The organism is Flavobacterium sp., from assembly GCF_965277525.1.
Taxonomy (GTDB): Bacteria; Bacteroidota; Bacteroidia; order Flavobacteriales; family Flavobacteriaceae; genus Flavobacterium.
Window position 1 is genome coordinate 620,880 of record NZ_CBDIDC010000002.1, and the last position, 25,866, is coordinate 646,745.

General features: G+C 34.4%; 21 protein-coding genes and 1 pseudogene. 17 read left to right on the forward strand and 5 right to left on the reverse strand.

Annotated features, from left to right (window positions below):
- The first annotated feature begins 106 nt into the window (after positions 1 to 106).
- From proB to argH, 6 genes and pseudogenes are all read left to right on the forward strand, one after another.
- On the forward strand, positions 107 to 868 hold the full coding sequence (proB, locus tag ACQY44_RS04795) for a glutamate 5-kinase (RefSeq protein WP_428229260.1): 762 nt from the start codon (positions 107 to 109) through the stop codon (positions 866 to 868).
- Between the two features lie 105 nt (positions 869 to 973).
- A pseudogene (locus ACQY44_RS04800) lies at positions 974 to 1,356 on the forward strand (GxxExxY protein).
- A gap of 82 nt (positions 1,357 to 1,438) precedes the next feature.
- Entirely contained in the window at positions 1,439 to 2,386 is a 948-nt protein-coding gene (locus tag ACQY44_RS04805) for an N-acetylornithine carbamoyltransferase (RefSeq protein WP_428229261.1), read from the forward strand.
- A gap of 96 nt (positions 2,387 to 2,482) precedes the next feature.
- Positions 2,483 to 3,259: an acetylglutamate kinase gene (gene argB, locus ACQY44_RS04810; protein ID WP_428229262.1), complete on the forward strand. Its 777-nt coding sequence runs from the start codon at positions 2,483 to 2,485 to the stop codon at positions 3,257 to 3,259.
- A 203-nt stretch (positions 3,260 to 3,462) separates the two neighbouring features.
- Positions 3,463 to 4,533, forward strand: a complete 1,071-nt coding sequence (locus ACQY44_RS04815; protein ID WP_428229263.1) for a M20 family metallo-hydrolase — start codon at positions 3,463 to 3,465, stop codon at positions 4,531 to 4,533.
- Positions 4,534 to 4,718: 185 nt separating this feature from the next.
- Positions 4,719 to 5,999 carry an argininosuccinate lyase gene (gene argH, locus ACQY44_RS04820; protein WP_428229264.1) on the forward strand — a complete coding sequence of 427 codons (1,281 nt, stop codon included), beginning with the start codon at positions 4,719 to 4,721 and terminating at the stop codon, positions 5,997 to 5,999.
- A 78-nt stretch (positions 6,000 to 6,077) separates the two neighbouring features.
- Here the strand turns inward: argH and ACQY44_RS04825 are convergent, their stop codons facing one another.
- On the reverse strand, positions 6,078 to 7,142 hold the full coding sequence (locus tag ACQY44_RS04825) for a pectate lyase family protein (RefSeq protein ID WP_428229265.1): 1,065 nt from the start codon (positions 7,140 to 7,142) through the stop codon (positions 6,078 to 6,080).
- Between the two features lie 226 nt (positions 7,143 to 7,368).
- On the opposite strand from ACQY44_RS04825, the gene ACQY44_RS04830 reads away from it, so the two are divergent.
- Both ACQY44_RS04830 and ACQY44_RS04835 read left to right on the forward strand, forming a co-directional pair.
- Positions 7,369 to 8,367, forward strand: coding sequence for a DUF2157 domain-containing protein (locus tag ACQY44_RS04830; protein WP_428229266.1), 999 nt, complete (start codon positions 7,369 to 7,371; stop codon positions 8,365 to 8,367).
- A complete protein-coding gene (locus ACQY44_RS04835; protein WP_428229267.1) occupies positions 8,364 to 9,539 on the forward strand; it encodes a hypothetical protein in 1,176 nt (391 codons plus the stop codon). The genes ACQY44_RS04830 and ACQY44_RS04835 overlap by 4 nt, the downstream gene beginning before the upstream one ends.
- An 82-nt stretch (positions 9,540 to 9,621) precedes the next feature.
- On the opposite strand, the gene ytxJ is transcribed toward ACQY44_RS04835, so the two are convergent.
- The gene (ytxJ, locus tag ACQY44_RS04840; RefSeq protein ID WP_428229268.1) at positions 9,622 to 10,011 is read right to left on the reverse strand and encodes a bacillithiol system redox-active protein YtxJ; all 390 of its coding nucleotides are present in this window, start codon (positions 10,009 to 10,011) and stop codon (positions 9,622 to 9,624) included.
- A gap of 207 nt (positions 10,012 to 10,218) precedes the next feature.
- Here ytxJ and clpB point away from each other — a divergent pair, with 207 nt between their 5' ends.
- From clpB to ACQY44_RS04860, 4 genes are all read left to right on the forward strand, one after another.
- Positions 10,219 to 12,822 carry an ATP-dependent chaperone ClpB gene (clpB, locus tag ACQY44_RS04845; protein ID WP_428229269.1) on the forward strand — a complete coding sequence of 868 codons (2,604 nt, stop codon included), beginning with the start codon at positions 10,219 to 10,221 and terminating at the stop codon, positions 12,820 to 12,822.
- Positions 12,823 to 13,248: 426 nt separating this feature from the next.
- On the forward strand, positions 13,249 to 14,136 hold the full coding sequence (locus tag ACQY44_RS04850; protein WP_428229270.1) for a DUF808 domain-containing protein: 888 nt from the start codon (positions 13,249 to 13,251) through the stop codon (positions 14,134 to 14,136).
- Positions 14,137 to 14,472: 336 nt separating this feature from the next.
- Positions 14,473 to 14,883, forward strand: coding sequence for a hypothetical protein (locus ACQY44_RS04855; protein WP_428229271.1), 411 nt, complete (start codon positions 14,473 to 14,475; stop codon positions 14,881 to 14,883).
- 289 nt (positions 14,884 to 15,172) lie between these two features.
- Positions 15,173 to 16,060, forward strand: a complete 888-nt coding sequence (locus ACQY44_RS04860; protein ID WP_056251458.1) for a carbon-nitrogen hydrolase — start codon at positions 15,173 to 15,175, stop codon at positions 16,058 to 16,060.
- Positions 16,061 to 16,185: 125 nt separating this feature from the next.
- On the opposite strand, the gene ACQY44_RS04865 is transcribed toward ACQY44_RS04860, so the two are convergent.
- Positions 16,186 to 17,454 carry an OmpA family protein gene (locus tag ACQY44_RS04865; RefSeq protein ID WP_428229272.1) on the reverse strand — a complete coding sequence of 423 codons (1,269 nt, stop codon included), beginning with the start codon at positions 17,452 to 17,454 and terminating at the stop codon, positions 16,186 to 16,188.
- Positions 17,455 to 17,674: 220 nt separating this feature from the next.
- The gene (locus ACQY44_RS04870) at positions 17,675 to 19,195 is read right to left on the reverse strand and encodes a choice-of-anchor I family protein (RefSeq protein WP_428229273.1); all 1,521 of its coding nucleotides are present in this window, start codon (positions 19,193 to 19,195) and stop codon (positions 17,675 to 17,677) included.
- A gap of 184 nt (positions 19,196 to 19,379) precedes the next feature.
- Here ACQY44_RS04870 and ACQY44_RS04875 point away from each other — a divergent pair, with 184 nt between their 5' ends.
- Entirely contained in the window at positions 19,380 to 20,420 is a 1,041-nt protein-coding gene (locus ACQY44_RS04875; protein WP_428229274.1) for an agmatine deiminase family protein, read from the forward strand.
- Positions 20,421 to 20,491: 71 nt separating this feature from the next.
- On the opposite strand, the gene fahA is transcribed toward ACQY44_RS04875, so the two are convergent.
- On the reverse strand, positions 20,492 to 21,775 hold the full coding sequence (gene fahA / locus ACQY44_RS04880) for a fumarylacetoacetase (RefSeq protein ID WP_428229275.1): 1,284 nt from the start codon (positions 21,773 to 21,775) through the stop codon (positions 20,492 to 20,494).
- 108 nt (positions 21,776 to 21,883) lie between these two features.
- On the opposite strand from fahA, the gene glyA reads away from it, so the two are divergent.
- From glyA to ACQY44_RS04900, 4 genes are all read left to right on the forward strand, one after another.
- Complete coding sequence (glyA, locus tag ACQY44_RS04885) at positions 21,884 to 23,158, forward strand: serine hydroxymethyltransferase (protein ID WP_072964016.1); 1,275 nt, start codon at positions 21,884 to 21,886, stop codon at positions 23,156 to 23,158.
- A 144-nt stretch (positions 23,159 to 23,302) separates the two neighbouring features.
- Positions 23,303 to 23,896, forward strand: coding sequence for a tRNA-(ms[2]io[6]A)-hydroxylase (locus ACQY44_RS04890; protein ID WP_055097892.1), 594 nt, complete (start codon positions 23,303 to 23,305; stop codon positions 23,894 to 23,896).
- Between the two features lie 315 nt (positions 23,897 to 24,211).
- Positions 24,212 to 25,252: a GMP reductase gene (locus ACQY44_RS04895; protein ID WP_428229276.1), complete on the forward strand. Its 1,041-nt coding sequence runs from the start codon at positions 24,212 to 24,214 to the stop codon at positions 25,250 to 25,252.
- A 23-nt stretch (positions 25,253 to 25,275) separates the two neighbouring features.
- Positions 25,276 to 25,773 carry a GNAT family N-acetyltransferase gene (locus ACQY44_RS04900; RefSeq protein ID WP_428229277.1) on the forward strand — a complete coding sequence of 166 codons (498 nt, stop codon included), beginning with the start codon at positions 25,276 to 25,278 and terminating at the stop codon, positions 25,771 to 25,773.
- Positions 25,774 to 25,866 lie beyond the last annotated feature (93 nt).

A 25,866-nucleotide genomic window follows, 5' to 3' on the forward strand; every position in this document is an offset into this window, starting at 1 on the left:
ATTAGTTAATTAGAATTTATTGTAGACAAAGCTTTACGAACTTAGCGTTTGTAAACACAAACAGCATAAAAAAACCTTGCGCCCTTTGCGGTAAAAAAAATACAGCATGTCAAAAAAGAGGATTTTATTAAAAATAGGAAGTAATACTTTAACCAAAGAAACCAATCATATTTCGCGGGGAAAGATTGAAGACATTGGTATGCAAATCGCTGCTCTCAATAAAGATTACGAATTTGTAATCGTAAGTTCAGGAGCAATCGCCGCAGCCAAACAATTTGTAAAACTTGAAAGTAAAGGAAAAGAAATTGCGTTAAAACAAGCTTTAGCCTCGATTGGACAACCCCATTTAATGCGAATTTTCCATGAAAATTTCAGTGATTTAGGATTATTGACTTCTCAATGTTTATTATCGTATTCTGATTTTGAAAAAGACCAGTCGAAAGTAAATATTGTCAATACGATAAACGTTCTGGTAGAGAATAATTATATTCCAATTATCAATGAAAATGATACCGTTGCCACAGATGAGATTCGGTTTGGAGATAATGATAAGTTAGCAGCTTTAACAGCAGTGTTGCTAAATGTTGACATTTTGATTATTGCAACCAATACAAACGGAATTTATACAAAAGATTCCATTTACGATGAAAATCCTGAAACCATTAAATTAGTAAATGATTTAAAAGTATTAGAAAAAGAAATCGGCGAATCAAAATCATCACACGGAACAGGCGGAATGCAATCCAAAATCGAAGCTGCCGGAATCGCAAAAGCCGCCAACATCGAAACCTGGATCGTTAACGGATTAAATGATAATTTTATTTTAAAGGCATTAGAAGGAGAAATTCCTTTTACAAAGATTGTATAATATAGAACGCGGATGACACGGATTCGCTATCGCGAAGACGCAGATTAACGCGGATTTTTATATTTATTTTTAATGTAGTGTATTTCATTCAAATTTAGACAAGAAATGAAATTATTACATCAAGAGTTAACCGATGTTATCATTAAAACTTTTTACGAAGTATATAATGAATTAAGGCATGGATTTTTAGAGAGAGTTTATCAGAATTCATTATACTTAGAATTAAAGAGGTTTAACGTTGAAGCTCAGAAGAAAATTAAGTTTATTATAAAGGAATCGAAGTAGGAGAATATTATGCCGATTTGATTGTGGAAGATTTAATAATATTAGAATTAAAAGCAGCTGAATGTATACTGGCAGCATTTGAAAATCAAATTTTGAATTATTTAAAAGGAACAAATTGCGAAGTAGGTTTACTTTTAAATTTTGGAACAAAACCAGAATTTAGACGAAAAATATTTGAGAATAATAGAAAATTAAGAATATAAAAATCCGTTTTATCAGCGGCTTCGCGAAGCGAATCAGTTTAATCCGCGTCTAATTTTAGACAATAAATAAAAAACAAAAACAATGAATTATATTTCAATAAAAGACATCGACTCATTATCAAAATGGGTAAAAAGTGCGTTAAAAATCAAAAAGAACCCACTTAAAAACCAGGAACTAGGAAAGAATAAAACCTTAGGAATGTTATTCTTTAACCCGAGTTTAAGAACGCGTTTGAGTACTCAAAAAGCGGCTATAAATTTAGGAATGAACGTTATGGTGATGAATTTTACCAACGAAGGCTGGACATTAGAATTCGAAGACGGGGCTATCATGAATTCAGGAGCTTCAGAACATATCAAAGAAGCGGCCGAAGTAGTGTCTCAATATTGTGATATTATTGCTATTCGTGCTTTTGCGGGATTGGTTGACAAAGAAAAAGATTATGCTGAAACGGTAATTTCAGGATTTTTGAAACATGCAACAGTGCCAATCGTAAACATGGAAAGTGCCGTTCGTCATCCAATGCAATCTTTGGCGGATGCCATTACAATGGAAGAATACAAAACGAAACATAAACCAAAAGTAGTGCTATCGTGGGCTCCACATCCAAAAGCGTTGCCTCAGGCAGTTGCCAATTCATTCGTAGAAATGATGCAAATGCAAAAAGACATGGATTTTGTAATCACACATCCGGAAGGTTACGAACTAAGCCCGGAAATCACTAAAGATTGCAAAATAGAATACGATCAAAATAAAGCGTTCGAAAATGCCGATTTCGTTTACGTGAAAAACTGGAGTAATTTCAACGATTACGGAAAAGTAACCAACATCGATCCAAGTTGGACAGTTAATGCAGAAAAAATGGCATTAACCAACAACGGAAAATTCATGCATTGCCTTCCGGTTCGTCGTAATGTAATTGTGACAGACGAAGTAATCGACAGCGAGAATTCAATCGTAATTCAGCAAGCGAATAACAGAACCTATTCGGCACAATTAGTTTTACAAAAGATTTTGAAGAAATTGTAATTTTATAGGCGCAAAGGCACAAAGTTACAAAGGTTCAGAGGTTTTACAATCTGAATCTAAACTTTGTCCCTTTGTTCCTCTGAACCTTTGAACCTCATGAAAAAAGTTACCGTAATAAAAATTGGTGGAAACATTATCGACAACCCAACCGAATTAGAACAATTCTTAACCGATTTTTCTAAAATCGAAGGCTATAAAGTTTTAGTGCACGGTGGCGGAAAATCGGCTACAAAAATGGCACAAAGTATTGGCTTGGTTCCACAAATGATCGACGGACGCCGAATCACCGATGCTCCAATGCTTGACGTTGTAGTAATGATTTACGCCGGACAAATCAACAAACATATTGTAGCGCAATTGCAGGCCAAAAATAACAATGCAATTGGTTTTTCAGGAGCTGACGGAAACTTGATTCAATCGACAAAACGAAATCATCCAACGATTGATTACGGATTTGTAGGCGATGTAAAACAAGTCAATACAAGTTTGCTAAAAACATTGCTTGAAGCCGGAATCGTTCCAGTATTCTGCGCCATTACACACGATAAAAACGGACAATTATTAAACACAAATGCCGATACCATTGCAAGTGAATTATCCATTGCTTTGTCTGAAGTTTTTGATGTTACGCTAACGTACTGTTTTGAAAAACAAGGCGTTTTGCAGGATTCAGAAGACGATTCATCTGTAATTACGGAGATCAACGAAGAACTTTATAACAAACTAAAAGCTGAAAAAGTTATCCATTCCGGAATGATTCCAAAACTGGATAATTGCTTCAACAGTTTATCACGAGGCGTTCAGAAAATTAAAATTGGGCATCACAAAATGCTTCAGAATCCAGATATTTTGCACACAACGATTACATTATAAAAAAGGTTACCACGAATTACACGAATTTTCACGAATTAAAAATTAAAAAAAAATTAGCGAAAATTTGTGCAATTCGTGGCAAAAAAATAAAGCTACGCTACGCATTTTAAATATTAATTTAAGAAATTTGCGCAAATTAAAAATGTCACAGATTTAATTAAAACTTTGTGCCTTCGTGCCTTCGTGGCAAAGAAACCATAACTATGAAAAATATTGCAACGCTTACCCGAGAAGCAATTAGTTTATTAAAAAATTTGATTGAGACCCCTTCATTTTCAAGTGAAGAAGATCAAACAGCTCTTTTAATAGAGAATTGGTTCAATCAAAACGAAATTCCCTTAAAAAGAGAAAATAATAATGTGTGGGCTTTCAATAAATATTTCGATGAAAATAAACCAACACTTTTACTGAATTCACACCACGATACTGTAAAACCAAATCAGGCGTATACCAACGATCCGTTTAAAGCCATCGAAAAAGACGGTAAATTATTTGGATTAGGAAGTAATGATGCCGGAGGATGCTTAGTTTCGTTATTGGCTACTTTTGTACACTTTTATGAGAATCAGAATTTATCACATAATCTTGTAATTGTAGCTTCGGCAGAAGAAGAAAGCAGCGGAAAAAATGGTTTAAACAGCGTTTTAAAACATTTACCGGAATTGGATTGCGCCATTGTTGGCGAACCTACTTTAATGCAATTGGCGGTGGCTGAAAAAGGATTATTGGTTCTTGACGTAAAAGTGAAAGGAACTGCTAGTCATGCCGCACATCAAAACGATGATAACTCATTATACAAATCAATTCCGGTAATGGAATGGTTTAAAAACTATAAATTCGACAAAATATCAGAGGTTTTAGGTCCTGTAAAAATGACAGTAACACAAATCAGTGCCGGAAAACAACATAACGTTGTGCCATCAGAATGTGATTTGGTTGTCGATATTCGTGTAACTGATTGCTATTCGAATACCGAAATTTTGGAAGTGGTAAAAGCAAATATAAATGCCGAAGTAACACCAAGATCCATGCATTTAAACGCATCGTCTATTCCCGTTGCGCACGGTTTAGTGCAAGCCGGAATTGCTTTAGGAAGAACCACTTATGGCTCGCCAACGCTTTCAGATCAATCCGTCTTGAGCTGTCAGTCTTTAAAACTGGGACCAGGAGAAACATTGCGTTCGCATTCAGCTGACGAATTTATTTTTATTAACGAAATCGAAGAAGGAATCGACTTGTATATCAGGATACTAACCGATTTCTTTAAATTATAATATTAATTAGGAGCTATTTCCCGCTATCCGTTCCAATCTTTTGTGCTGAACCCCAGCAAAAAAGGATTTCCACTGCTATCGGGGCTAGAAACACCAACAGTATAAACACCAATATTAGAATAAATTAGAAAATAAGATCCAACAATCTAAAAATCTAACAATCTAAGAAGTCTAAAAATCTACCTATGAAACTTTGGGAAAAAGGAATTGCAACAGACAAACAAATCGAACACTTCACAGTAGGAAACGATCGTGAACTGGATTTGGTTCTCGCAAAATACGATGCTTTAGGTTCTATTGCACACGCGAAAATGCTTGGGCAAATTGGTTTATTAACTCAGGAAGAAACTACTTCTTTGGTTGATGCCTTAAATGAAATCATTGCTGACGTTGCAAAAGGAAACTTTGAAATCGAAGACAGTTTTGAAGACGTACATTCCAAAATTGAATATTTACTGACGGTGAAACTAGGCGATGCCGGAAAGAAGATCCATACGGCGCGTTCTCGTAACGATCAGGTTTTAGTAGATGTTCATTTGTATTTAAAAGATGAATTAAAAGCATTAAAAGAGCAAGTTAAAACTTTGTTTGATTTGCTAATGGAATCGGCAGAGAAACACCAAAATGTTTTATTGCCGGGTTATACACATTTGCAAATTGCAATGCCATCCTCATTCGGAATGTGGTTTTCTGCTTATGCAGAGAGTTTAATCGATGATGTTACAATGTTAAACGCAGCTTCAAAAATTGTAGACCAAAATCCATTAGGTTCTGCAGCAGGTTACGGAAGTTCATTTCCAATCAACAGAACCTTTACTACTGAGGAATTAGGTTTCGAAACCCTAAAATTCAATGCTGTTGCAGCACAAATGAGCCGCGGAAAAGCAGAGAAAACTGTTGCTTTTGCAATGGCAAGTGTAGCAGGGACTTTATCAAAATTCGCAATGGACGTTTGTTTGTATATGAGTCAAAATTTTGATTTTATCGGTTTACCTGCACATCTTACTACGGGATCGAGTATTATGCCACACAAAAAAAATCCGGATGTATTTGAATTAATCAGAGGAAAATGCAATAAGATTCAAGCACTTCCTTACGAAATCACTTTAATTACCAATAATTTACCAAGCGGTTATCACAGAGATTTACAGCTTTTAAAAGAAGGGTTATTTCCTGCAATTCAAACTTTAAAAGCTTGTTTGGACATTGCCATTTTCTCAGTGAAAGATATCACGGTAAAAGACAATATCCTAAAAGATAAAAAATACGATTATTTGTTTACCGTTGATACTTTAAATGAAATGGTGGTTGCCGGAATGCCTTTTAGAGATGCATATAAAGCTGTTGCTGAACAATTAGAATCGGGAACATATCAATCTCCAAAAGAAACAAAACATACACATGAAGGAAGTATCAATAATTTGTGCCTGAATGCTATAAAAGATAAAATGAAAGCAGCGCTTTAAAAATATTTCAAAATAAAATAAAAACCCGATTTGTATCCGGCACAAATCGGGTTTTTTATGCACAAAATTAAGTTGTAATTAGATTTTGTTACTGCAATTTACAGATACAACACCAGTTGAGCTTACCTGAAGCGTAGCACCTGCACCACAGAATTTATTGGTTACATATTCTTCTACTTTTCCAAGAGGTATGGTAGTGTAAGCATAAGAAGGTTTGTTTACTGTTGTACCAAAATCCATTGGAGCTTTACGACAATTTGAAAAAGCAATTCCAACTGTTCCTCCGTCTGTGCTGATGTATTCTTTAAATACCTTTTCGACTTTGGCAAAATCAGTACCTTCTACATAACAAGTTGCGTTTTTTGCACCTCCGCCTAAACCAATTGCCAAAGAACCGGATTCTGATGTACTGTAATAACAATTTAAAATGTGAATTTCAGCATTTCTGGCGCGAGGCATTCTTTGTTTACACCCTTGGGCCCAATAACAATTTTTAAAAGTGATACTGTAATGCCCATCATCAGGGAAGTCATTTTTGCCGGAACCAATTAAATTACTAAAACTATGATCATCAGCTCCTCCCAAACCTCCTGATTTTGGCGCTTTTAAATAAGTAAATTTGCACCATGATATGGTAACATTATCTGTTTTTCCTTTATTATCAAAATTGCCATCCTGACCGTCCTGAAATTCGCAGTGATCTACCCAAAGATTAGTACAATCAGCAGTCAGATTATCCTGACCATCAATGTCGTAAGAACCAGGGCCAACAAAAACAAGGTTTCTGATAATCACATTGTCAGAACCGGATTTTAAATACAAAATTCCGGCTCCGGGATTCGATTGGTTTTCGTTGATAAGTTTTGCACCGGGTAATCCAATAATAGATTTGTTTGAAACTACTTGTTGTATGGGCTTGCCGGCAGGAATCGTAATTGTGCCCGATACTAAAATAACTTCAGGAGTTGGCAGTTTAATTTTTGCCAGCAAGTCATCATATGAACTTACGGTTACAGGATTTGCAGTTCCGCCTCCGGTGGTTGCAGCACCAAATCCTTCCGGAGATACTAAATAATAATTTTGTGCAAAAAGATTCGATATGCTCAATGCAAAGAAGAAGAGTAAAAAAAGATTTTTTTTCATTTTTATGGGTTAGTTTTGTGGTTTCTGATTGATATAGTTTTAATGTAATCGATTACACGAATTTAGTTTAATAAAGTGTATAAACAATTATTTTCCCAAAATATTATAGAGACTTTCCGCTTAAAGAAAAATAAAGCAGTTGTTTAGTAAGTAATTTTCTACTATCTAAAGTTTTATTGAAGCAAATAATGACTATTTTTGATTTGTACGTTTATAAATGTAAAATATGAATAAGTTTGACGACCAAGCTACTAAGGCACTTCTGGAGAGAAATCTTATAACTGAAAATCAATATAAGGAAATAACTTCTTATCGCAGTCTGAATATTTTCTCGCTAAATGCAGAATTGAAATTGTTTCTTTATTTATCTGTTTTGTTATTTACGTCCGGAATCGGAATTTTAATCTATAACAATATTGATACTATTGGACATATTGCAATTCTGTCATTATTACTAATTGTTATTGGAGTTTGTTTTTATTTCTGTTTTAAAAATTCAAAAGGGTTTCAAAAACAGGAAACAACTTTTGAACATCCGGTTCTCGAATATCTTGTTTTAGCAGCAAGTATTTTGACTTGTATTTTTATAGGATATTTACAATTTCAGTATAAACCATTCGGGACACATTACGGATTGGCAACTTTAATTCCAACCGTTGTTAGTTTCTTTTGTGCCTATTATTTCGATAATAAAAGTGTTTTGACGATTGCTATTACTGGTTTGGCGGCTTATGTCGGGCTTTCGGTAACACCTCAGGATTTATTCAATAATAATAATTTTTATTCAACTCAAAGTTTAAGCTATTCTGCCATAGCGCTTGGTATTTTACTCATTTTATGGACGATTTATAGTTCTAGAGTTCAATTGAAAACACATTTTAATATTATTTACCTAACATTTGCTTTGCATATTATTAGCATTGCAGCAATAAGTAATTTAATAAATGATGATTATGGTATTTGGATTCTTTTTACATTGATATTGGCAGGTTCTTCCTATTATTTCTATAAAATTAGCTACCAACTTAAGGCGATTTCATTGTATGTATTTATGATAATCTATGGTTATATTGGTTTAAATATATTCCTGGTCAGGATTTTCGACAAAATTAATTTTTCAGATGTTTGGGAATTATTCATTTTAATTCTTCCGGTCTATTTTATCGGTTCGATAGTAATATTCATAAAATTGATTAAAACTTTCAATAAAGAGATTGCAGTATGATAGTATATGATAAAAATTTATTAGACAATTTGGCTTTAGTTGATGAAGCTAAGTCTTTAGCATCAGCCGGATTTATTACTAAGGAACAAAAAGATCTCATTAAAAAAGAGTTACCTGCTTTTAAAAGGCAAAGTAATATTTTGGTACGATTAGCATTCTTCTTGTTAGGAGCCCTTTCTTATTTGTCTATTTGTGGCGTAATTGCATTACTTGGATTGACCAGTTCTGATTTTGAACATTCTTTTTTAAATATTTGCTGTTATATTTTTGCCGTTGTTGGTTTTACAGGAGCAGAATTTTTGGCCAGTCAAAAATATTACGGACATGGATTAGATGATGCTTTTATTTTGGGAGCCATTTTAAATGTTGGATTTGCTGTTTCTATAACTACTGAAGGTTATGAATTAGAGATTGCCTTTTTTGTTGCTGTAGCCTCTTTTTTGATGTACAGAAGATATTTGCATTTGTTATCTTTATTAGTCTTTTGTCTCGCATCTTCTGCCGTTTTATTTTACGGAATGTTTGAGCTTGGGACCACTGGAAAAACAATTTTGCCATTTGCTGGCATGCTGGTTTCGGCTGCATTTTATTTTTTTACTAAAAAAATGATGAAGAATCTAAAGGTAACTTATTACTATAACGGACTTTTATTGGCAAATAGTTTCTGCTTAATACTCTTTTATCTTTCCTGTAATTATTTGGTAGTACGGGAACTTTCGGCAGCGTTTTTAGGAAATGAAATTCTCCCGGGCAATGATATTCCGTTTGCTGTTTTCTTTTATGCTTTTACTTTTATTGTTCCCGTTTTATATTTGATCCAGGCTTTAAAAACAAGAGATAGGATCATGCTTTGGATAAGCTTTTTAGCCATCGGATTTTCTATTTACACAATTCGATTCTATTATTCAGTTTTACCAATAGAAGTAGCACTAACGCTTGGTGGATTAGTTTTATTTGCTATCGCGTATTTTTCGATAAAAAAATTAAAAGATAATGAAGTTGGTTTGACATTTAAGCCGGACAGAATCAATAATTCAAACGCTATTTTAAATGCAGAAGCTTTAATTATCGCCTCTGCTTATGGTATGAAACCAGAGGCCAAAGCTCCAGATTCCCCAATGGATTTTGGAGGTGGCGGTTTCAGCGGAGGAGGTTCAGAAGGAAATTTTTAAATTAAAGTTGCCCACAGATTAAACGATCAGTTCAGATTGAAAAAAAATAAGTCTGAAATCATTTTAATCTGTGGGAAAAATATTATACCTTAGCTTTTAGTGCTATAGCATCGATATCACTATGCGAAACATCATAAACAGCTTTTCCATTTTTAATTAGTATAAGTTGCGGTGATTCGTGATATACATTAAATCGATTCGCAATTTCATTTGAAATATCCCGATGCGCAATCAGGTCTAAAAAATAAGCATCAACTACGTTTTCCAAATCAAATTCGCGTTCAAATTGTTTCAAAGCCATGCGGCTAATGCTACATCTTGTGCTGTGCTTAAAAATGACTACCGGTTTTTCATCTGAAATAGCTTCAATTTCCATTAATTGTGCTATATCTGTTAATTCGGTCCAATTTACATTGCTTTTTGGAGATTCTGTATTTTCTGAATTTCCGAAGATTGAATTTAAAAAACTCATATTTTGACGTGTTTAATGACTTTTTGGCGTTAAAAATGAGTTAAATACCTATTTTTAATGTCATTTTGTCTGTTTTTTTAGTATGGAATATAATTTGAATGTTCTGAAGCAAAGTTATATCATTTTAAGTTAAAAATTTAACCCAATAAATCGTAATTTTAATGGTATTGCTATAATAACTGATAATCAACCATAAATCGTATACATATGAACATAAATAAATTTACAACCAAGTCGCAGGAAGCCATTCAGCTATCACAGCAATTGGCGCAACGCAACGGACAACAACAAATAGAAAACGAACACATTTTTAAAGCTATTTTTGAAGTAGATGAAAATGTTGCTCCTTTTATTTTGAAAAAACTCAATGTAAATGTTCCGTTATTTTTACAAATATTAGACAGTACAATTGAAAGTTTTCCAAAAGTTTCCGGAGGTGATATCTTGCTTTCGAGAGATGCTAACAAAGCATTGAATGAAGCGGAGATCATTGCACAAAAAATGAACGATGAATATGTTTCTATCGAACATTTAATTTTGGCAATTTTTGATTCAAAAAGCAAAGTTTCTCAGATTTTAAAAGATCAGGGAGTTACGGGAAAAGGTCTTAAAGCTGCTATTGAAGAACTTCGTAAGGGAGAAAGAGTAACATCGGCTTCAGCGGAAGAAAACTATAATTCATTAAATAAATATGCTAAAAATCTAAACGAATTAGCACGTAACGGAAAACTCGACCCGGTTATTGGCCGTGATGAAGAAATCCGCCGTGTGTTACAGATCTTAACGCGCAGAACAAAAAACAACCCGATGTTAATAGGTGAGCCGGGAGTAGGTAAAACCGCTATTGCTGAGGGATTGGCACATAGAATTGTTGATGGTGATGTGCCTGAAAACTTAAAAGATAAAATCGTTTTCTCTCTTGATATGGGAGCGCTGATTGCAGGTGCTAAATTTAAAGGAGAATTCGAAGAAAGATTAAAAGCGGTTGTAAAAGAAGTTACAGCTGCAGAAGGTGATATTGTCTTATTTATTGATGAAATTCACACACTTGTAGGTGCCGGTGGAGGAGAAGGCGCTATGGATGCGGCTAATATCTTAAAACCTGCTTTGGCTCGTGGTGAATTAAGAGCCATTGGGGCAACGACTTTAGATGAATATCAAAAATATTTTGAGAAAGATAAAGCGCTGGAACGTCGTTTCCAAAAGATTTTAATTGATGAACCGGATACTGAAAGTGCTATTTCGATTTTACGCGGAATCAAAGAAAAGTACGAGACACACCATAAAGTTCAGATAAAAGACGAAGCTATTATTGCTGCTGTCGAACTGTCACAACGTTATATCACAAATCGTTTCTTACCGGATAAGGCGATCGATTTAATGGACGAGGCAGCTTCTAAACTGCGTATGGAAATCAATTCAAAACCAGAAGAGTTAGATGTTTTGGATCGTAAAATAATGCAGCTGGAAATCGAAATAGAGGCTATTAAACGTGAAAAAGAAGAAAGCAAACTGAAAATTCTTCGAATGGATTTGGCGAATCTGAAAGAAGAACGCAATGAAATTTATGCAAAATGGAAATCGGAAAAAGACGTTGTTGACGGAATTCAGGCTGTAAAATTAGAAATTGAAGATTTTAAGTATGAAGCAGAACGTGCAGAACGTGATGGTGATTACGGAAAAGTAGCCGAGATTCGTTACGGAAAAATCAAAGAAGCACAAGAACGTCTTGAGGTTTTACAAAAACAATTACAAGAATATCAATTAGGAACTTCTTTGATCAAGGAAGAAGTAACACGTGAAGATATTGCAGAAGTCGTGGCAAAATGGACAGGAATTCCTGTTATGAAAATGCTTCAGACAGAACGCGAAAAATTATTGCACCTTGAAGATGAATTGCATAAACGTGTTGTGGGGCAGGAAGAAGCGATTGAAGCTGTCAGCGATGCCGTTCGCAGAAGTCGTGCAGGTTTGCAGGACATGAAAAAACCAGTGGGAACGTTCCTATTTTTAGGAACAACCGGAGTTGGTAAAACGGAGCTGGCAAAAGCCTTGGCTGAATATCTTTTTGATGATGAAAATGCTATGACGCGTATCGATATGAGTGAATATCAGGAACGCCACAGTGTGAGTCGTTTGGTTGGTGCACCTCCAGGATATGTAGGTTATGACGAAGGTGGTCAGTTGACGGAAGCCGTACGTAGAAAACCGTATTCTGTGATCTTGTTAGACGAGATCGAAAAAGCACACCCTGATACCTTTAACATCTTGTTGCAAGTACTGGATGAAGGTCGTTTGACCGATAACAAAGGTCGTCTGGCTGATTTTAAAAATACAATTATTATCATGACATCCAATATGGGAAGTCAGATTATACAAGAGAAATTTGAGAATTTAAAAGGAGGTATTGAAGCTGCAACAGAAGCTGCAAAAGCTGAAGTTTTGGGATTGTTGAAACAAACAGTTCGTCCGGAATTTATAAATCGTATCGACGAAATCGTAATGTTTACACCTTTAACAGTTGAGAATATTTCTAAAATTGTTAGCTTACAGCTTAAGAGTGTTACAAAAATGCTGGCCTTACAAGGCATTGCGATGGATGCAACACCAGAAGCTATCAAATATTTATCAGATAAGGGATACGATCCGCAGTTTGGTGCGAGACCTGTAAAACGTGTTGTTCAGAGAGAAGTGCTGAATCAATTGTCTAAAGAAATTTTGGCAGGAAACATCACTACGGACAGTATTATTTTATTAGATGCTTTCGATGGGCAATTGGTTTTCAGAAACCAAACTCATAGTGAACAATAATTTTTTAAGTTTTAATATTTAAAAGACATCAGTCGAAAGACTGGTGTCTTTTTTTTTGTAAAAACTTTAAAATCCGTAAATGATGAAACTTTTATTCAAAGTCTTATAAAAATATTTATGCCTAACTTCTGATCTTTACAAATAAATTATTAAAATCAATAAATAACCTAAAGAGAAAACATTATGAACAATATTTTTAGAGGATTACTAGCAGGTTACGGTGCTAAAAAATTAGGAGGAGGGTGTTTTGGTACCATCTTCGTTTTTATAATTATCTGGGTTCTTTTGGGGCAATGCAGTTAGTTTTTGATGCAAAAAATTAATAAAAAAGCATTAGATTAGCGCAGATAAATAATCAAACTGGTACATGAATCCGGATGCTCAAATCCAGTGAATTAGACAGTTTTTAAAAACAAATAAAGTATAATGGCATCAGGTTTTTTCGTACTATTAGATGATATCGCAGCAATTATGGATGATGTTGCAGTAATGAGTAAAATTGCAGCAAAAAAAACAGCCGGAATTTTAGGCGATGATTTAGCTGTAAATGCAGAGAAAGCATCAGGCTTTGCATCCTCCAGAGAACTTCCGGTTTTGTGGGCAATTAGTAAAGGTTCGCTTCTGAATAAAATAATTATTTTACCAATAGCTTTTTTATTAAGTGCATTTTTGCCAGTCGCAATTATTGTAATCCTTGTACTTGGAGGATTATTTTTAGCGTACGAAGGAGCAGAAAAAATTTATGAATTTATATTTCCACATAGTCACGAAGAATCACAAGGAATCACATCAGAAAATTTAACTGAAGAAGAAATTCTGGAAGCTGAAAAGGGAAAAGTAAAATCAGCCATCATAACCGATTTTATTTTATCTGTCGAAATCGTAATTATTGCTTTAGGTACCGTAATTACCGAACCACTTATACAGCAAATCATTGTAACTTCGTTAATTGCGTTAATTGCTACTATTGGTGTTTATGGTATCGTCGCCCTTATTGTAAGAATGGATGAAGCAGGTTATAAATTGATTAAGTTTAGCAAAAAAGAAAAAAGTCTTTCAAAATTTATCGGAAACCTGTTGGTAAAAGCGCTTCCAATAGTCATTAAAAGCCTGACCGTAATTGGTACAATAGCCTTAATTCTTGTTGCAGGCGGAATCTTCGTGCATTATATCCCGTTTTTTCATCATTTGGTACCTAAAATTAATTTGCCTTCTATTTTAAAAGAGTTCGTTATCGGACTTATACTAGGATTTGTCGTTTTAGGGATTGTAAACCTATTCAAAAAGATATTTTCAAAGAAAAAGGAAGCATAAAAAGCACTAAATACAGCGTATTAAACACCAGTCGAAAGGCTGGTGTTTTTTTTGGTAGCCTATTAGTCATCTTCAAAAAGACCACTTTTCCCGCTGTCCATTATATTTTTTTATCTGCAAAAAAGGCAGATAAAAACGATGCCATTTTCATCGGGGTTATGTTATAAAATATAATTTTTATAAGAAATATCTGTTGTAGTGTAAATTTTTTTATTAATCTAATCTTTTGATATAGAATTGTTTAATGTTTTGGTTGAATTATTTAACAGTTTCACAAAGCAACCAAAACAACTGCACTACATCTTCATAGTAATTAACAATTAATTATAATTTTATATGAAAAATTTTAGATTTAAATCAGTTTTAGTAGTATTATTTTTAGCAACGGCATTTATTTCATGCAGTAATGATGACGATCATGCAGTTGCTCCTGTAAAATCAAAAGTAGCACTGGTTACAGAAGTTAAAGGACCCGCAACCGGAAAAATAAATGAAGAATTGAGTTATGATGTTACTTTTATTGTAGACAACGCTTGCGGAGAATTTGATAAAATTAGTGAGGTAACAATTGGTTCAGTAAAAGGTTTACAGGTTGAGGCAAAATATCCATCAGAAGTTTGTACACTACAGGTTCCGGATCCTAAGAAAACAGTATACAAATTCAAATCAGCTGCAAAAGGAACTTTCGAAATCAAATTCAAAAAATCAGAAACTGAATTTGTAACAACAAAAGTGGTTATTGAATAATCAGGTTTTATAGATTTACTTTAGAGACCATTTTATAAAGATTTAATTATTTAGATCGATGTAAAGTGGTTTTTTTTTATTTGAATGTGAATTGATGTAGATGCCAGGGATTTATCAATTTCGACAAAGTAGAAATGATAACAGAAACGCATCGATTTACGAGTGTAATTTCTCTTTCGTTGAGATGACTTAACCTGTCTTGTGTACTAAATTTAAAACTTTTTATAAAATATTCACACTTTGCCATTCCTCTAAAAATTACTATTTTTGCACTCTAAATTTTTATGTCATGCCGAAAAGAAAATATAAAATCGCCGTTATTCAGTTAAATCTTAACGACGTTGCCGAAAATAATCTTAAAAAATGTATCAGCTGGGTAAAAGATGCTGCCAATAAAGGCGCTGAAGTGATCTTATTGCCTGAATTATATAGCAGTCATTATTTTTGCCAAAGCGAAGATGTAGATAATTTTGCATTAGCAGAACCACTTTACAGTACTTCATTTATTGCTTTTAGCGAATTGGCAAAAGAATTGGGAGTAGTAATTATTGTTCCTTTCTTCGAAAAAAGAATGGCTGGAATTTACCACAACAGTGCATATATTATTGATACTGATGGTACAGAAGCTGGATTATACCGTAAAATGCATATTCCGGATGATCCGCACTTTTACGAAAAATTCTATTTCACACCGGGTGATTTAGGATTTCAGGCTATTGAAACTAAAAAAGGAAAAATAGGGACCCTTATTTGTTGGGACCAATGGTATCCGGAAGCTGCTCGTATTACAGCTTTAAAAGGAGCAGAGGTATTGTTTTACCCAACTGCAATTGGATGGCACCCAAAAGAAAAGGAACAATATGGTGAAAATCAATATGGTGCCTGGATGAACGTTATGAAAGGTCATGCTGTGGCAAACGGAGTTTTCGTTGCCGCTGCTAACAGAATTGGTTTAGAGAAATATATTGAGGGAACTGAAGGAATCCAATTTTGGGGAGCTTCATTTATTGCAGGACCTCAAGGTGAAATTTTAGCTCAGGCTTCTCACGATCAGGAAGAAATTCTGATTGCTGAAGTTGATTTGGATCTTCAGGAAAATGTACGTCAGAACTGGCCATTTTTCAGAGACAGAAGAATCGATGCTTTTGGCGATATTACGAAGAGAGCGATTGACTAATTCAGTCAATTTATAAATACTAAAAGGACGAAATGTAAATTTCGTCCTTTTTTGTTTTCTTTAAAGCCTAAAAAAATCCGCTTCAGAATATTCCGAAGCGGATTTTTAAAAAAAATATACTAAGATTATTTTACTTTGAAAGTAACTCTTCTTACGATTTGACGTGCTTCTTTAGAATTTTTATTCACTGAAGTATCTTCACCGTTAGCAATTACATTCAATCTTGAAGCATCAATTCCAGCATTTTCAGCTACTTTTTTCACAGCTTCAGCTCTTTTTCTTGACAATTCAGTGTTATAACTTGAACTTCCAATTTCATCAGCATATCCTACGATATCTGCAGATTTACCTGGATTATTTTTCAAGTATTTCACTAAGAAATCAACACCAGATAAAGAAGCATTTGTTGGTTTAGATGAGTTAAAGTCAAAATATACATTAACATATCCTCCATTAATCAATTCTTCAACAGTATTGTTTGTTGCTGTACTTTCTGCACCTTTTTTAACATAGGTTTTGTCTAAGTAACTTTCTAATTCATCCGGAACACCATTTTGATTGTTATCAATAGATTGTCCTTTTGTATTAACAGCAACACCAGAAACAGTATTAGGCTCTAAGTCATACAAATCAGCAACACCATCTTTATCAGTATCGATAAGATTTGTTTCGATTGTTGTAACTCTGTCTTCTAATTTGTTTAATCTTTCATTTTCTTCTGAATACCAGTCAGCATGTTTCGTGTTTTTACCTAAGTAAAAAGTCAAACCAACAGAAGCATTTAATAAGACACCGTCTAATGAACCAGTAGTTGTTGTTCCGTGCCCATCAAAGTTATGATTTTGTCTTCCGTTAACAATACCTGTAAGGTCTCCTGTTAAAGCAACTCTGTTACTCAATCTAATTTGCCCTGTTAAACCGGCGATTCCATGAGCCATGTAATCTTTTCCGTCAAAACCTTTGTCTGAACTTAATTGAGAAACACCAAATCCACCATGTGCCAATAAACCAAAAGTGTTAGTCCATGTTTCAAAGTTTAAAGCTCTACCAAGGTTAATAACCCCTTGTAAACTTGCTCTGTAATATTTACTTTCGAATTCTGGAGTATCATCTCTTTCCTGAAATTGATCATATCCAACATCCAGTTTCAAACCAAATTTAGGATTGAACATGTATCTTACCCCTAAATCTGCGTGAAACGGACTAACAGATTCAGTAGAGTAACCAGGTGTTATTGCTCTTAGAGGTTTGTTTACTCCACCGTTCAATTCGATAGACCATCTATTATAATCAGGTTTGTCTATTGAGGATTGAGTTGATGTCGTTGCCATATTTTGTGCACCCGCAGCGAATGTTAGTAGTAAAAGTGATACTGAAGCTAATTTCTTTTTCATGATATCCAAATTTTAATTTAATTGTTATTATTATGAGTTTTTAGTTTTAAACTCCAGACAAAATTATACTACGAACTTCAGAATGTGTTCTATTTGGTCTTACATAATTCCCACCTTTTGGGTTTTATTTATGTAAATACGTTAAAAGAATCAAAAGATTTGAGCCAAAAAAAGGGCTAAATATAAATTTAGCCCTTTTTAGAATCGGTAAATGTGAAACTTATTTTAAATCTGGTTGGTATATTTTTATGGTTCCATCTCCCTCACTACTAACAACTAACAAACTTCTTTTGCTTGGACTTTTAGAAGCTGGAATGAATAATATTCCCTCTGGAGCATCGCCGGTTTTTACAGTTTGCAAATATTGTGGCGAAGAAGGATTTGTTACATCATAAGTCATGAAAGCATCCGATCTTTCTAATCCAACAAACAGAATATTCTGACTTCCCATCTTAACGGCCACTACAGCTTCTGGTTCAGAACCCTTATCATCGCTGCGTTTATCATCATAAGTTCCAAGTTCATTTGTTTTTTTATCTACATCATTTTTGCTGTCGTAAACAATTTTACCTGTATTTCCGTTCCAGATAGAAAAAGAACGTCCTCCAAAAGCGACCATTTCGTCAAGGTCACCATCGCCATCAGTGTCACCCATATCAGCAATAAGATTTAATCGTCCTAAATTACTTTCTAGTTTTAAAGTTGCAGCATCAGGAAAAACAGTTGCATCCAGCTTCATGTCTTTCATTCTTTTAATATCAGAGTAAGCGTTGTACTCTCTGGAGTCGCCTTCGTTTGCTGTAACAAAATAAGGAACATTATTGGCAGAAAAGTGACTAATGCCATCCGGCATAAACATACCTTTTACTTTCCACGGATTAAAAGCTATTTTATCATCTTTATCACTTACATCAATTGCATTTTCTGCCGTATTAAAGTTTTTAAAACCTAATGGATAAATTGCCGTAATAGTTTTAGAAGTCAAATCTACTTTTGCTACACCATTATTTTCTTGCAGTGTAATCCAAGCTGTTTTAGAATCATCTGAAATAGTCACATATTCAGGTTCAATATCCTGGGCAAAACTTTTAGCAAATTTCGAAATTCTAAAACCTTCTTTTGTCAAAGCTGCTGCCTGACTGCTAAAAGAACTGAAATCTAATGTGGTAACGGCATAATTATTAGTTACTTCGATAATAGAAATGGTTCCGTTTGGATCTTGAGAATAATCAGTGTTGGGTTCCCCTTCATTAGCGGTCATGATGTATTTTCCGTCAGGTGAAAAAGTGATCATATCCGGTAATGCCCCTACGGTAATTTGCTTTATTACACTATAATCTGTAGTATTAAAAACAACTACTTTACCATTTCCTTGTTTGTTTACGGTTGATTCTAAGGCTACTGCCAGTTTTCCGTCAAAAACAGCAACACTATTAGAAGCGCCTTCATATGGTGTTAGATCTATTTTACCAATTTTAACGGGTTTAGTTGGATCAGATAAATCAATTACATCAATTTGATTTGTTCCGCTATTATTTACGGCAAAAAGTTTTTTTGTTTTTTCGTCGTAAGCTGTTATTTCGGCAGCACCTTCACCACCAATAGTAATAGAGCCAATTTCTTTAAAAGTTCCCGGATTTTCATTGACAAGAACTTCGGTTTCATTCTTTGAATTTTCATCATTATTACAACTTACCATGATGGATAAAGCGGCTAATAACGTAATACTTAGTTTCTTCATTTTGTGTTTTTTAGTTTTGCCAAATGTAATTACCAGATTTTGCCCGTATATTAAGACTTCATTATTTAATCTTTAACTTAATTTTTGTCAGATAATCTCTCTAAATGTAATTTCATTTTGGTTGAACTATTTTATAATCCTTTTGAATGATTATCTTTGTACTCTTTCAAATTTAGAACCTCTTATGTCAACAAATAGTAGAAGATTTCCAGCAGAATGGGAAAAACAACAAGGAATTGTATTATGTTTTCCGCATAATGGTAACGACTGGCCGGGTAAATACGAGGCAGTTCAATGGGCTTTTGTAGAATTTATTAAAAAAGTAGCCACTTTTGAAACCGTTTTTTTGGTCGTAGCCGATGAAAAATTAAAGGAAAAAGTAGCTGAAATGTTAGAAAGAGCACGTGTTAATATTGCAAACGTTTCTTTTATCATTCATAAAACCAACAGAAGCTGGATGCGTGATTCGGGTCCAATTATTGTGAAAAATGGCTCGAAAAGAGAAGCATTAAATTTCAATTTCAATGGTTGGGCGAAATATAAAAATTATCAGTTAGATAAATTGGTTCCGTCTAAAATAGCTGATTTTATAGATGTTCCTTTAACACAAGTAACATATAAAGGAAAACCGGTTATTGTAGAAGGCGGTGCAATTGATGTAAACGGAAGAGGAACTTTATTGACTTCCGAAGAATGTCTGATGCATTCCTCTGTTCAGGTTCGAAATAAGAATTTTACCAAAGAAGATTATGAAGCTGTTTTTAAAGAATATTTAGGAGTTACCAACGTAATATGGTTGGGCGACGGAATAGAAGGAGATGATACACACGGACATATCGATGATTTATGCCGATTTGTAAATGAAGATACGATTGTGACGATTGTGGAAACCGATAAAAGTGACGCCAATTACGAACCATTGCAAGATAATTTAAAGCGTTTGCAAAATGCAAAATTAGAAGACGGAAAATCGCCAATTATTGTAGCATTACCAATGCCAAAACGTGTCGATTTTGAAGATTTAAGGTTACCGGCCAGTTATGCCAATTTCTTAATTTTAAACAATTGTGTTTTAGTTCCTACTTTTAACGATAGTAATGATAGAGTAGCTCTAAATATATTATCAGAATGTTTCCCGGACAGAGAAGTAATCGGAATAAGTTGTATCGATTTTATCTGGGGATTCGGGACATTACATTGTTTAAGCCAACAGATTCCAGTATAGTTTAAAAAAAACCTTGTTAGTCAACTAACAAGGTTTTTTGTTTATATCTCTTCAGGTATTTTATCGGCTCTTCATGGTCTGATAAATGGTGGTAAAAGCTGACTGGCAACCTCTCCAAAACCAAGACGTACTTCTGCATTTTCGCAGAAACCTCTAATGATGACCGTATCATTATCTTCGATAAATTTACGCTCAGTGCCATCACTTAATTTCAAAGGATTTTTTCCTCCCCAGGTCAATTCTAGCATAGAACCAAAACTATCCGGAGTTGGACCGGAAATTGTTCCGGAGCCCATCATATCACCGGAATTAACACGACATCCGTTTGAAGTATGATGTGCTAATTGCTGACTCATTGACCAGTATAAATATTTAAAATTTGATTTAGAAACCACAGTTTCTTCAGCATCTTCAGGTTTTATCGAAACTTCTAAATGGATATCAAAAGCTTTTTTACCTTTAGTCTGTAAATAAGGAAGCGGTGACGGATCTTGTTTAGGACCTTTGGTTCTAAAAGGTTCTAAAGCATCCATAGTTACAATCCAGGGAGAAATTGATGTAGCAAAGTTTTTGGCTAAGAAGGGCCCAAGGGGCACATATTCCCATTTCTGGATATCGCGCGCACTCCAGTCATTCAATAAAACCATTCCAAAAATATAATCTTCGGCTTCATACGTTGGGATATTTTCTCCCATTATATTGACATCAGTGGTAATAAAAGCTGTTTCTAATTCAAAATCTACCAAACGGGACGGACCAAAAACAGGATATTTTTCCCCAGCCGGTAAAGTTTGTCCCATTGGGCGGTGCACAGGAATTCCGGACGGAACAATTGTAGAACTTCTTCCATGGTATCCTACAGGTATGTGTAACCAGTTTGGTAATAAAGCATTTTCAGGATCGCGGAACATTTTTCCTACGTTCGTTGCATGTTCTTTACTCGAATAAAAGTCAGTGTAATCACCTATTAACACAGGTAATTGCATTTCTACATCGTCTATTTTAAAAATAACAATATCTCGATCTTTTGTTGAATCTCTTAGTTGTGGATTGGTTTCGTCGAAAATGTCTGCGATGCGATTTCGAACTAAACGCCATGTTTTTTTTCCATCAGAAATAAAATCATTAAGCGTATCCTGCATGAACATATCATCTGTTAAATCTATTCCTGCGAAATAGTTTAATTGTTGTAAAGCCCCTAAATCTATAGCGTAATCGCCAATTCGTGTTCCTACTGTAACGACATTTTCTTTAGTAAGAAATACACCGAAAGGAATATTTTGAATAGGGAAGTCGCTATTTTCTGGCACTTCTAACCATGATTTTCTTTTGGTATCGTTAGCGGTTATTGGCATGTGAATGTTAATTATTTGTTGAAAAATTCTATGTCAAATATATCATAATCTAGCAGTTTGACAAACGTTTTTTTGTATTTTTGCAGGAAATTAACGAAAAACGAAAAAATGCAACGCGACGAACAAATTTTTGACCTTATACTAGAGGAACAAGACAGACAAATTCACGGATTAGAACTTATCGCTTCAGAGAATTTTGTAAGTGATGAGGTAATGGAAGCAGCTGGTTCTGTTTTAACTAATAAATATGCTGAGGGATATCCTGGCAAAAGATACTACGGCGGTTGCGAAGTAGTGGATGTTATTGAGCAAATTGCAATTGACAGGGCTAAAGAATTATTTGGAGCTGAATATGCAAACGTTCAACCACACTCAGGATCACAGGCAAATACGGCAGTTTACCACGCATGTTTAAATCCTGGTGATACTATTTTAGGTTTCGATTTATCTCACGGTGGTCACTTGACTCACGGTTCTCCGGTAAACTTTTCAGGTCGTTTATACAGACCGGTTTTTTACGGTGTAGATGCTGAAACTGGTCGTTTAGATTATGATAAAATTCAGGAAATTGCAACTAAAGAACAACCAAAATTAATCATCGCCGGAGCATCTGCTTATTCTCGTGATATGGATTTTGAGCGTTTTAGAGTAATTGCAGATAGTGTAGGTGCAATCTTGTTTGCTGATATTTCTCACCCGGCAGGTCTTATTGCTAAAGGATTGATGAATGATCCAATTCCTCATTGCCATATCGTTTCTACAACAACACATAAAACGTTACGTGGACCACGTGGAGGTTTGATTTTGATGGGTAAAGATTTCGAAAATCCACAAGGTTTGAAAACTCCAAAAGGAGAAATCAGAATGATGTCTTCTTTATTGGATCTTGCTGTTTTCCCTGGAAATCAAGGTGGACCTTTAATGCACATTATCGCTGCTAAAGCTGTAGCTTTTGGTGAAGCATTAAAAGATGAATTCTTTACTTATGCGATGCAATTGCAAAAAAATGCAAATGCTATGGCAGATGCTTTTGTAAAAAGAGGATACAAAATTATTTCAGGAGGAACTGATAACCACATGATGCTTATTGACTTAAGAAATAAAAATATTTCCGGTAAGGAAGCTGAAAATGCATTAGTAAAAGCAGAAATTACTGTAAATAAAAATATGGTTCCATTTGATGATAAGTCACCATTTGTAACTTCAGGAATCCGTGTTGGAACAGCTGCAATCACAACTCGTGGTTTAGTGGAAGAAGACATGGAAACTATCGTAGCTTTAATTGATAAAGTTCTTGCTGATCATACAAATGAAGCAGTTATCGAAGAAGTGGCTAACGAAGTAAATGAAATGATGAGCGAAAGACCGATTTTCGTATACTAAAAATTAGTCATAAAGTCTTAAAGTCGAAGGTCGAAAGTCTTGGAATGGAATGTAATTTCTATTTTTAGTTTTTGATCTTCGACTTTTATTTTTACAAATTTCGACTTTACAACTTTATGACTTTCTAACTTTAAGACTTAAAAAATGGGTGTATTAAGATTACAATTGCCAACTGACCCAAGATGGGTAAATATTGTAGAAAAGAATATTGAAGAAATCCTGACAGATCACGCGTGGTGTGAGCAAAAAGCAGCTACAAATGCAATAACGATTATTACGAATAACTCAGAGCATCAGGATTTGGTCAAAGATTTACTGGCTTTAGCCAAAGAAGAAATTGATCATTTTGAGCAGGTTCACAATATCATTATCAAAAGAGGATTAAAATTAGGACGTGAACGCAAAGACGATTATGTAAATGAATTGTATTTATATATGAAGAAAAGCGGAGACGGAAGCCGGGTTTCAGGTTTAGTAGAAAGGTTGTTGTTTTCTGCAATGATTGAAGCACGAAGCTGTGAACGTTTTAAAGTCTTGTCAGAAAATATCCAAGACGAAGAATTAGCTGTTTTCTATAGAGAATTAATGGAAAGCGAAGCCGGACACTATACCACTTTTATCACTTACGCCAGAAAATACGGAGTAGGAATTGACGTTGAAAAACGTTGGAGAGAATGGCTTGCCTACGAAGAATCAATTATCACCAATTACGGAAAAGGAGAAACGATTCACGGATAGTTTTTTTTGTTTCAGGTTTCACATTTGTCAGGTTGAGTGATCCTGATAGCTATCGGGAGAAAAGCATTCCAATTAAAAATAGTTGCTAATTCTTTGAAATTTAAAAAAGTAAAATCCGTTTTAAATCTGCGTTTTCGCTTTAGCGAATCTATTTCATCGGCGTTTAAGTAAGCGTAAAGTTTTAAATAATTTATTGCGGGACTCAACAATCTAAAAATTAATAAATTGTTGATAAATGGATAATTAGTTTTGTGATCGATTATAAGATTTCACTTTCAGAATTATTATATTTGAGAGTAACGAAAATTTAAAGCCATGAGAATAGAAACTGATCTGAAATTAGGGTTTAAAGATGTAATGATTAGACCTAAGAGATCTACATTAAAAAGTAGGTCTGAAGTCACTTTAGAACGAAATTTTAAATTTTTACATAGTACTGCAATCTGGACAGGAGTTCCAATCATGGCAGCCAATATGGATACCGTTGGAACTTTTGAAATGGCGAAGGTTTTAGCCAAGGAAAAGCTTTTTACGGCTATTCACAAACATTATACGTTACAACAATGGAGTGCTTTTTTAAAAAATGTAACACCGGATTTTTACAATTATATTGCCATTAGTACAGGAACAGGATCGGAAGATTTTGTAAAAATTGTTCAAATTATTACGGCAAACCCGCTACTTAAATTTATTTGTATTGATGTAGCAAACGGATATTCAGAGCATTTTGTTGAGGTTTTAAAACAAATCAGGGAACAATATCCGGACAAAGTTATTATTGCCGGAAATGTAGTTACAGGCGAAATGGTAGAGGAACTATTATTGGTAGGGGCAGATATTGTAAAAGTTGGAATTGGACCCGGTTCTGTTTGTACCACACGAGTAAAAACAGGCGTGGGTTATCCGCAACTTTCAGCAATTATAGAATGTGCAGATGCAGCCCACGGTTTAGGCGGACATATTATTAGCGATGGTGGTTGTAGTACTCCGGGAGATATCGCAAAAGCTTTTGGCGCCGGATCAGATTTTGTAATGTTAGGCGGAATGTTTGCCGGGCATACTGAAAGCGGTGGAGAGTTAATAGAAGTTGACGGAGAAAAATTCAAGCAATTTTACGGCATGAGCTCTACCACCGCTATGGACAAACATGTTGGTGGTGTTGCCGAATACAGGGCAAGCGAAGGTAAAACAGTTCAGGTGCCTTTTAAAGGGCAGGTTATCAATACGGTATTGGATATTTTGGGAGGATTAAGAAGTACTTGTACTTATGTTGGGGCTTCCAGATTAAAAGAACTGACGAAACGAACCACCTTTATAAGAGTGAGTGAACAGGAAAATCAAATTTTTACGAATTAATAAAAGTATTTTTAAAATAACATATGATTACGATTACAGCAGCAAAAATAAGTGATATTAAACAAATTCAGAAAATAGTAGATATCACCTGGCCCATTACATACGGTGAAATTTTATCAAAAGAACAATTAGAGTATATGTTAGGTCTTTTTTATTCTGATGAAGCTTTAAGTGATCAATACAATAAAAAAAAGCAATTGTTTTATTTGATTTCGGATGGTGAAGTCAATATAGGATTTATTGGAATTGAGCATCATTATAAAGACAAAGCCATAACCAAAATTCATAAAATATATCTTTTACCCGAAACGCAAGGAAAAGGAATTGGTAAAAAAGTGATTGATTTGATTGAAAAATTAGCGTTAGAGAACCATTCAAGAGCATTATCGTTAAACGTAAATAGATTTAATTCAGCTTTAGGTTTCTATAAAAAAATAGGTTTTGAAATCATTGATGAAGTGAACATCGATATCGGAAAGGGTTATTTAATGGAGGATTATGTTATGGAGAAGAAGTTTTAAAAGTATTGATTATGAAAAGAAACATTTTAGTGGGATAAACTTCCAGCCAAAATACAATCAAAGCCAGTTAAAGCTGGCTTTTTTATTTTTACT